The sequence below is a fragment of the Hydrogenophaga sp. genome (genome assembly GCF_051007235.1).
GTDB lineage: Bacteria > Pseudomonadota > Gammaproteobacteria > Burkholderiales > Burkholderiaceae_C > Hydrogenophaga.
The window spans coordinates 1-7567 of the sequence record NZ_JBPCSJ010000468.1 but is presented as its reverse complement, the minus strand read 5'-3'; the positions used below and the strand labels follow the sequence as shown (position 1 = coordinate 7567).

The window sequence follows — 7567 nt, the reverse complement described above, 5'->3', positions numbered from 1 at the left end:
GCCGAGGCTGCTGCCCGCGCTGCGGTGACCGCCGCGACGGCGGCCCAGCGCACCGCCCAGGCCGGTGTGACGGCCAGCAGCCAGCAAGACACCGCCGCCAAGAAGGCCGCCGCCGACGCACTGCGCCACGAGCAGGAGCTGATGCGGCAGAACCGCGCCGAGAAGAACCTGCTGGCCCAGGCCAACCGCCAGCTGGCCATGCAGATGACCGACGTGGTGACCAGCATCAGCAGCGGCATGCCGGTGTGGATGGTGGCCATCCAGCAGGGCGGGCAGATCAGGGACGCCTACGGTGGCGTGACGCCGGCCCTGCGGGCCATGCTGGGCATGCTGACGCCGACGGTGCTGGCGGTGGCTGGCCTTGGCGTGGCGGCCGGGGCGGCTGGGCTGGCCTTCTTCCAAGGCTGGGAACAGAGCAAGCGCTTCGCCGATGGCATGGCGCTGACCGGCAACACCGCGGCGCTGACCGAGGGCCAGTTCAACAGCATGGTCGGGTCGCTGGCCAACGCGCGCAGCGTGAGCGCCGGCGCCGTGCGCGACCTGATGCAGGTGCTGGCCACCAGCGGCGAACAGACCAGCGGCACGTTGGACGCGAGCGCCCGCGCCGCGATCGCGCTGAGCAAGGTGAACGGCCAGACCGCGGCCGAGACGGCGCAGGGCTTCGCCGGCATGGGCGACAGCGTGACCAACTGGGCTGCCAAGGCGAACAAGGCCTACAACTACCTGACGGCCGAGCAGTACAAGCAGATCATGGCGCTGGAGGCCCAGGGCCGCACCAGCGAGGCGATGCGCCTGAACATGGAGGCGCTGGCCGACACGATGGAGACGCGCAACGTGCGCAGTCTCGGCTACCTGGAAACCGCGCTGAAGGGCGTGACCACCTGGTTTGGCAACATGTGGGACGCTGCCAACGGCTGGGGCCGGGCAGAGACAGCGGAAGACAAGATCGCCAAGCTGCAGGAGCGCCTGAAGCGCCCTGGCTCCACCGAGTACATCGTGTTCCCGTGGTCGGGCGGCAAGTCTGCCGTCGACCGCGACAAGGAACAGCTGGAGATGCTGCAGCGCGAGGCCGCACGCACGGCGATGCGCACTGCCGACACCACCGCTGCGCAGGCCGCCGAGCAGGAAGCCATCCTGAAGGCCAGCCGGGGCTACCAGGACAGCCTGCTGGCCATCCAGGCGGCCGGCGATGCGCTGGTGCTGGCGCAGCAGCAGGCGGGCTTCACGGCACGGCGTGCGCAGGCCGACCAAGCCTATGCCGAGCTGCGCATGAGCGGCGAGCGCTACCGTGCCGAGCTGATCAACATCGAGCGCGGCAAGATCGCGGCGCAGGAAGAGGCAGCGCGCCGGTCGATCGCCATCGAGTCGGCCCGGGTGGTGAAGACCGAGCAGGAGACCAACGCCCGCACCGCGGCAGTGACGGCGGCGCAGGCGCGGCTGGTGGCTGCCGGCGCAGAGCGGGCGCGACTGGAGGCCGACTACGCGGGCTTTCGCGGCATCTTCGACCTGAAGCCGCGCAACGTCAGCGAAACGCCTGCGGCCGACTTTGGCCGCGGTGAGTTGGCGGGGGACAAGGCGGCTGAGCAGATCAGGGCCCAGGCCGAAGCCACCCGCCAGCTTGCCCTGGCCCAGGCCGACTACGTGCGCAACCTGCAAGCCGCCGCACAGGCCCGCGGCAACGCCAACAACCGCGACCTGGCCGGCATGCGCATGGGCGATGCCGCCCGACAGGTGGCCGCGCGGGAAGCGTCGATCAACGACCGCTTCACGTCCGACCGGCAGCAGCTCGACGGCGACCTGGCCAACAACCGCATCGGCCAGAAGACCTACGAAGCGCGGCTGGCCGCCCTGCAGACCTACCACCAGGCTGCGCTGCGCGAAGAAGCCGCATACCAGACCGCCCGCCGCGACCTGGAAGCCGATGCCGGCGTGGGCCTGGACCGTGCCCTGGCCAACTACGCCGAGGGCGCCCGCAATGCGGCGCGTACCAGCGAACAGGCGTGGACCGGCGCTTTCCAGTCGATGGAAGACGGCATCGTGCGCTTCGCCATGACGGGCAAGCTGAGCTTCAACGACCTGGTGGGCAGCGTCGTGGCCGGGATCATCCGCATGCAGCTGCAGGCGCAGCTGTCGGGGCTGTTCAGCACCGGGATGAACATGCTGAGCAGCTTCATGGGCGCCGGGGCCAGCAGCGGCCTGGGCAACGGGGCACCGTTCGGCGGTGCGGGCAGCGTGTTCCACGGCGGTGGCCAGGTGGGCCACGATGCGCCGGCCGCCATGCGCTGGATGCCTGCCGGCACCTGGGACCGCGCCCCGCGCTTCCACACCGGCCGCCTGCAGGGCAACGAGATGGCCGCCATCCTGCAGAAGGACGAAAGCGTGCTGACGCCGGGCCAGATGCGCCAGCTGGCGCCGGCCGGCCGCGGCACCACCGTGGCGCTGAGCCTGAACGTGATCAACAACACCGGCACGCCGGTGCAGGCCACGGCGCGGCAGCGCGGTGATGGCGGCATCGATGTGCTGCTGGACGCCGCCCGCCAGGCGGTGGCCGGCGACATCGCCAGCGGCCAGGGCCCGGTGACCGAGGCGCTGCAGGGCCGCTTCAACCTGCGGCCGGCAATGGCCTGACATGGAGACCCGCATGGACACCTTCGACGTTGCCTTCGAGCGCACCATCGGCCACGAGGGCGGGTACGTGAACGACCCCAACGACCGGGGCGGCGAGACGAAGTTCGGCATCAGCCGCCGGGCCTACCCGACGCTGAACATCCAGGCGCTGACGCTGGCCGAGGCCAAGGACATCTACCGCCGCGACTACTGGGCCCTGTGCGCCTGCGACGAGATGCCGCCGCTGCTGGCCTGCGCGGTGTTTGACCTGGCCGTGAACGCCGGGCGCTATGCCGCGGTGCAAGACCTGCAGCTGGCCCTGGGCCTGAACAACGACGGTGTGCTGGGGCCGCGAACGATGGCGGCCATCCGTGCGCTGGGGCATGGCATGGACGACATGCGCGCCGCCGTGCGGGTGCATGCCGCCGGCCTGGAGCGGCGCACCAACGCGCCCACCTGGGCCCACCACGGCCGCGGCTGGGCCCGCCGGGTGGCGCGCAACCTGCTGGAACTGGGGCTGTAAATGGCGACCTGGCCGACCGGCATGCGCTACGACTGGCGCGACTTCAGCGAGACGCCCGAGCCCGTGGTGGAGCGCAGCCAGATGGAGCGCGGTGTGCCCAAGCAGCGGCGCATTGCCAGCGATGCGCGGGTGGAGGTGCAGCTGACGCTGCACTTTGACACCGCGGCCGAGATCGCCGCCTTCGAGACCTGGTTCTACACCACGATCAAGGCGGGGCAGGACTTCTTCGACTGGCCGCACCCGCGCACCGGCGCCACGGTGCAGGCGCGGGTGGTGGGCGGTGAGCTGGGCGCCCTGACCTACCTGCGCCGGCCGTTGGACAAGGCCAAGCGCAGCCTGAAGATCGAATACTGGCGCAGCACATGGTGACCGCCACCGCCCGCGCCCAGCTGCAGCGGGTGTCCGACCCGTCGGGCATGCTGCTGCTGCTGCGGCTTACGCACCCGAGCATCGAGACCGCCTACGTCGTCAACGACACGCGGGACTGGACGATCAGCGGCATCACCTGGGTGGGGCTTCCGTTTCGCTTCACGCTGCCCAACGACGACGCGCAGGCGCCGCAGGCGCGCATCGAGCTGGACAACGTGGGCCGCGAGCTGACGCAGGTGCTGGAGGCGCTGCCGCCCGGTGGCGCGTTGCAGGCGACCTTTCGGCTGGTGAGTCGGGCCGCACCCACGGTGGTGGAGTACGAGTTCAGCGCCCCGCTGAGCGGGGTGCAGGTGACCACCGCCACGGTGCAGGCCGTGGTGGGCACCGACGACGAGCTGCGCATGCCGGCCGTGGGCGTGCGCTACGACCAGACGACGACGCCCGGCCTGTTTGAGGGCTGAGCATGGCGACGCTGCGCGCCGCTGAAGCCCTGGTGGGCCTGCCCTACGTGGCGCGCAGCTTCGACTGCATGCACCTGGCAGTGCTGGCGCAGCAGCAGCTGTTCGGCCGCACGGTGCGCTGGGCCGGTGGCCTGCACCCGGCCAGGCCGACCTACCAGGTGGCGCTGGTGCGCGATGCCATCGGCGACGTGGCCCGGCCCCTGGCCGCGGGTGAGCAGCCCGAGGCCGGCGACGCCGTGCTGTGGCTGGCCGGTGGCGGGCGCAGCACGCACTTTCACATCGGCACGCTGCTGCTGCATGCGGGTGAGCAGTGGGTGTTGCACACGTCTGAAGCGCTGGGCACCAGCGTGCTGCAGCGCCTGGCTGAATGCCCGCTGACCGGGCTGCGACTGGAAGGGATTTACAGATGGCTGTGACCGAAGCAAGCACCGATGCGGTGACGCGGATCGACGTGACCGAGGTGCTGGACGCGCCCCGCGCCGGCAACGACCTGGTGGTGACGCCCCACCCGCTGACCACCACCGGCCAGGTGGTGCTGCGCGGGGTGATGCTGGCGCGCGGCGACACGCTGGCCAGCCTGCTGGCGCGGCATGGTGTGCGGGCCGATGAGGCGGGCTGGCAGGTGCGCGTGGGCGGCATGGAGGTGCCCGCCCTGCTGTGGGCGCGCACCCGCGCCAAGCCGGGCATGCTGATCGAGGCGCACCGGGTGGCGGGCAAGGATGCGGTGCGCCTGATCGCGCTGGTGGCGCTGGCCTGGTTCACGATGGGCAGCGGGCTGATGGCGGCGGGCGCGGGCCAGGTGGGCGGGCTGGGGGGCTGGCTCGGCTTCAACGGCTTCACGGCCTACGCCATCAACGCCGGGGCCTTCATGCTGTGCTCGATGGTGATCAACAAGCTGTTGCCGCCATCGAAGGCCGGCGGCTACGGCGGCGCCACCCCTGGCACCACCTACAGCCTGCAGGGTGCCCGCAACCGCGCGCGGCACTTTGAGCCGCTGGGCCTGCTGATGGGCCAGGTGCGGGTGGCGCCGGACTTTGCGGCCCAGCCGTTCGCGTGGTTCGAGGGCGATGACCAGTACCAGTACATCCAGTTGCATGCCGGCCTGAACGTGGGCACGGTCGACCAGCTGAAGATCGGTGCCACCGACATCGCCACCTACAGCGGTGTGACGGTGACCCGCACCGGCTTTGCGACCGGCAACACCGACATGCTGGCCTGGGAGAGTGTGGACACCGTGGCCGGCGCGCTGCTGGATGCGGTGACCGCCCCCGGCGCCTGGGTGGAGCGCAACAGCAGCGTGAACACGCTGCAGCTGCAGGTCGACATCGTGGGCCAGCTGTACTTCATCAACAAGAACGGCAACCCGGAGCCCTTCATTTGCGAGGTGGCGATGGAATACCGGCTGCTGCCGTCAGGCAGCTGGCTGCCGTTTGTGGGCAGCAGCAGCACGGTGCAGCTGTCCAGCAGCACCACCAAGCCGCTGCGGCGCACCTTCAGCCGCGCCGTGTCTGCCGGCCAGTACGCGGTGCGCATGCGCAAGCTGGAGGCCAACGAGACCCGGCAGCAGGCGGCCAACACCATCGAGTGGGCTGCGCTGAAGAGCTACCAGGCCGACGGCACGGCCACCGTGGCCAAGCAGCTGGTGGGCATCAAGATCAAGGCCAGCGGCCAGCTGAACGGCGTGCTGGACCAGGTGACCTGGCTGGCCACCAGCGCGCCGTGCCCGGTGTGGACCGGCAGCGCCTGGGTGACGCAGGCCACCAGCAACCCGGGGGCGCTGTACCTGCAGTTCTGCCGCGGGGTGTTTGCGGCCGATGGGCGGCTGCTGTGGGGCGTGGGCAAGCCGGATGACCAGATCGATATCGAGGGCCTGAAAGCCTGGATGGTGCACTGCGCGGCGCAGGGCTACCGCTTCGACCACTGGTGGGATGCGACGGTGGCGCGCGGTGATGTGCTGGACGCGATCGCCGCCGCCGGGCTGGCCGCCCGCAGCTACCACACGGGCAAGCTGGGCGTGGTGTACATGGCCAGTGGCCAGGCGATCGAGGCCGTGGTGGGCATGGGCAACATCAAGCGCGGCAGCATGCGGGTGGGCTATGCCACCCGGGTGACCGCCGAAGAGCTGGAGGTGGCCAGCCCCGAGCGCACCAACGACTGGCTGCCGGCGACGCTGCGCGTGCTGGCGCCGGGCGTGACGGTGCCGCGTGAGACGGCGCGGGTGTCGCCCCCCGGCATCACCACCCAGGCGGGGCGGCTGCTGGCGGCGCGCATGGCGATGGCGCAGAACATCTACGGCCGCAAGTCAGTGACCTGGGACATGGACCTGGAGCACCTGACCTTCCGCCGCTGGAGCCTGGTGGCGCTGAGCCACGACCTGACGCAGTGGGGCCACAGCGGCCGGCTGCAGGGCGTGGCCACCAACCTGCTGGCCTGGAGCGAGGACATGCGCAACACGGCCGAGGCGGGCAGCACGCGGCCGTGGCTGCAGTTCAACGACGCGGGCGACAACGTGGCGACCGTGCTGCTGACGCCCGCGGCGCTGCCTGACGGCGTGGCGCAGTGCACCAAGCTGCAGTCGACCGGCGCGGGCAACGAGACGCGGCTGATCTACCAGCTGGTCTCAAGCACGGCGGATGGCCAGGACGTGGTGCTTGAGGTGCGCGCCGCCGCGGCGGAATGCAGCTACCTGCAGCTGGCGGTGCGCACGCGCGACAGCCTGATGATCGGCGGGCGCTTCGACCTGGCCAGCGGCGTGGTGAGCGGGGTGGACAGCAGCGGCGCGGCGGTGCCGACGGTGCAGATCGAGCCGACCGATGCGGCCGGCTGGTGGCTGTGCCGGGTGCGGGTGAACCTGCGCACGGGCACCGATCTGCCGTATGTCTCGATGCGGCTGCAGGCGGCGGGCAATGTGAACTTCACGGCCACCGGCGCCGGCCAGGGCCTGCTGCTGGCCGGGGCGATGCTCAGCCCGGGTGCCGCGGCGCCCGCGGTGTACGTGCGCACCACGAGCGCCGGCGCCATGGGGATCGGCCTGGACGCGGAGGTGCCGGCCGGCGGCAGCGGCTACGTGGGCCTGCGCCTGCCGGGCGAACAGGCCTACCGGGTGCTGGGCGTGGCCGCGCGCAGCGATGCGGGCCACGCGCTGACGCTGACCGACGCCTGGCCGGCCGGCGCCACCGTGCCCGGCAGCAGCGCGGACAACCCGCCGATGGACACGCTGTGGATCTTCGACTTCAACGCCACGCCGGGCCTGCGCCTGCGGGTGGTCGACATCAAGCCCACCGCCAACCTGACGGGCGCGACCATCACCGCGGTGCCCGAGCCGGACGGCTTCTGGACCTACATGGCCAGCGGCGCCTACACCGTGCCGGCCACCGCGGCCACGGCGACGCCGGTGGTGCTGAGCAACCTGCAGGTGACCCAGCAGCGCCTGGCGCTGAGCTACGACCTGACGGCCGAGCTGGACATCACCTTCGACGCCACGGGCCCCTTCGACCACGCCCAGGTGTGGGGTGCCGTGGGCGGTGACCCGCTGCAGCCGCTGGGCACCACGCGCACCCGGCGCTTTGCCGGCTGGCGGGTGGTGAATGCGGGCACGGTGACGGTG

Annotated in this window: 6 protein-coding genes; all 6 read left to right on the top strand. The window is 71.4% G+C overall.

Annotation, left to right across the window (positions count from 1 at the left end):
* Window positions 1–2628: phage tail length tape measure family protein (locus ACR2JA_RS16590; protein WP_434010180.1), on the top strand; the 2628-nt coding region annotated here is incomplete at its 5' end.
* 13 nt (window positions 2629–2641) lie between these two features.
* Window positions 2642–3130: a glycoside hydrolase family 108 protein gene (locus ACR2JA_RS16585; RefSeq protein WP_434010179.1), complete on the top strand. Its 489-nt coding sequence runs from the start codon at window positions 2642–2644 to the stop codon at window positions 3128–3130.
* Window positions 3131–3499 carry a hypothetical protein gene (locus ACR2JA_RS16580; protein WP_434010178.1) on the top strand — a complete coding sequence of 123 codons (369 nt, stop codon included), beginning with the start codon at window positions 3131–3133 and terminating at the stop codon, window positions 3497–3499.
* Window positions 3493–3960: a DUF1833 family protein gene (locus tag ACR2JA_RS16575; protein ID WP_434010177.1), complete on the top strand. Its 468-nt coding sequence runs from the start codon at window positions 3493–3495 to the stop codon at window positions 3958–3960. The genes ACR2JA_RS16580 and ACR2JA_RS16575 overlap by 7 nt, the downstream gene beginning before the upstream one ends.
* Before the next feature lie 2 nt (window positions 3961–3962).
* Entirely contained in the window at window positions 3963–4376 is a 414-nt protein-coding gene (locus tag ACR2JA_RS16570; protein WP_434010176.1) for a hypothetical protein, read from the top strand.
* A partial coding sequence (gene gpJ, locus ACR2JA_RS16565) for a TipJ family phage tail tip protein (protein ID WP_434010175.1) occupies window positions 4367–7567 on the top strand: 3201 nt, incomplete at its 3' end. The genes ACR2JA_RS16570 and gpJ, both read left to right, overlap by 10 nt.